This is a genomic window from Oceanobacillus polygoni (assembly GCF_008304605.1).
Classification (GTDB): Bacteria; Bacillota; Bacilli; order Bacillales; family Amphibacillaceae; genus Oceanobacillus; species Oceanobacillus polygoni.
On record NZ_PIJY01000039.1, the window covers coordinates 1 to 1,575 of the forward strand.

General features: G+C 36.8%; 1 protein-coding gene. It reads left to right on the forward strand.

Annotation, left to right across the window (positions count from 1 at the left end; all coding sequences use genetic code 11):
• The first annotated feature begins 200 nt into the window (after positions 1 to 200).
• Positions 201 to 1,436: an IS110 family RNA-guided transposase gene (locus tag F1560_RS18000; RefSeq protein WP_149476031.1), complete on the forward strand. Its 1,236-nt coding sequence runs from the start codon at positions 201 to 203 to the stop codon at positions 1,434 to 1,436.
• Positions 1,437 to 1,575 lie beyond the last annotated feature (139 nt).

Genomic DNA, 1,575 nt, shown 5'->3' on the forward strand with positions numbered 1-1,575 from the left:
GTTTTATTATAACAGTAGCCAGGGTAGAACGTAACTGCCCGTGGGGCTTTGATCCCGTCAACTAAACCGTTCGCCCCCTACTTGTAGAAACATGATTGAGGCTGGTTGGGACTTAGATCTCGAATAACAAGCGAAGCTGTGACACTGCATGGAGGATTAGGGGTTACTGGCAAATTTAATAGTTTAGGAGGAGATTAACAATGAATCCGGTCGTTGGTCTGGATGTATCTAAAGGAGAAAGTCAGGTTCAAGCATTTTTAGATAAAGGCAAACCCTATCGTAAGAGTTTTAAAGTTTCTCATACTGTTGAGGGTCTTAGATCACTCGTTGTATTTCTTGAGGAAGTAAAAAAGGAATCTGGTAAGAAGCCCTCAATAATTTTAGAAGCTACCGGTCATTATCAAGCCCCTGTTGTTCATTATCTGGAGGAACGAGGATATTTACTGATTATCATCAATCCATTGATTTCATATAAGGCAAGGGGATCGAGTTTAAGAAAAGTAAAAACAGATGCCATTGACGCTTATCTTCTTTGTGAATTGTTCTATAAGGAGGAGTTAGAGCCGTATAAAAAGCGTGGAGTCCAATTGCTAAACCTTCGAAATCTCACAAGACAGCATGAAAATATAACGGGCGTTATGATTCAAACCAAGCTGCAATTTCAGGCAGTGCTTGAACAAGTATTTCCTGAATATAAAGGGGTTTTTGGAGATTTATATTCTGTGGTTTCACTTTTAACTCTTTCAGAGTTCCCTTCTTCTGAGGATATTTTTAATGCAAGTGAAGAAGTAATTACAGACAAGATAAACAGTCTTTGTAAGAGTCGATCAAGCAGATGGGCAAAGGAAAAAGCGATTCAACTAAAAGCTGCGGCTTCACGTAATCCTTTTGAAAAGACAGTTTATCGAAGTCATATTTTAAGCCTTGAAATGTATATTAGGATGATTCTTCAATACAAAGAGCACCTAGCAAAGTTAGAGTTAGAGATAGATGCCCTCGCTAAAGATATTGAAGAATATAATATCATCAAATCTATCCCAGGTATCGGAGAAAAAATCGCCGCCACGATTATTTCAGAGATTGGGGAGATAGATCGATTTAATGCTCCTAAAAAGTTAGTAGCTTTCGCTGGAGTTGATCCTAGTGTATTTGAATCTGGCAAATTTTCAGCAACCAAAAATCGGATTACAAAAAGAGGCTCCAGTAGGCTTCGTCACGCATTATTTATGGCAGTTCGTTGTGCCATACGAGATAGTCGCAAGAAGAAATCGACCGATGAAATTATCCCTCGAAACAAAAGAATGCGAGAATTTTATGATAAGAAACGTGAAGAAGGAAAGCCATTTAAAGTAGCTGTTATTGCTTGTGTAAATAAACTCTTACATTGGATTTATGCTTTATTAAAAAATAAAACAACCTTCCAAGATATAGTATAAAAACTATATCTAGCTAAGTAAACCAAAACCTTCCAAAAAGGGATTAATGGAGGGTTATTTGGCGTGCTCATTTTAGTATAACATGACTAATTTAAAATTTTCATTGAAAAATATTGACAAACTATTAGCTGGTTTAGTT

What these genes read in the sequence shown, in the direction of transcription:
- F1560_RS18000 (WP_149476031.1), top strand. Translation starts at nt 201, where the DNA reads ATGAATCCGGTCGTTGGTCTGGATGTATCTAAAGGAGAAAGTCAGGTT.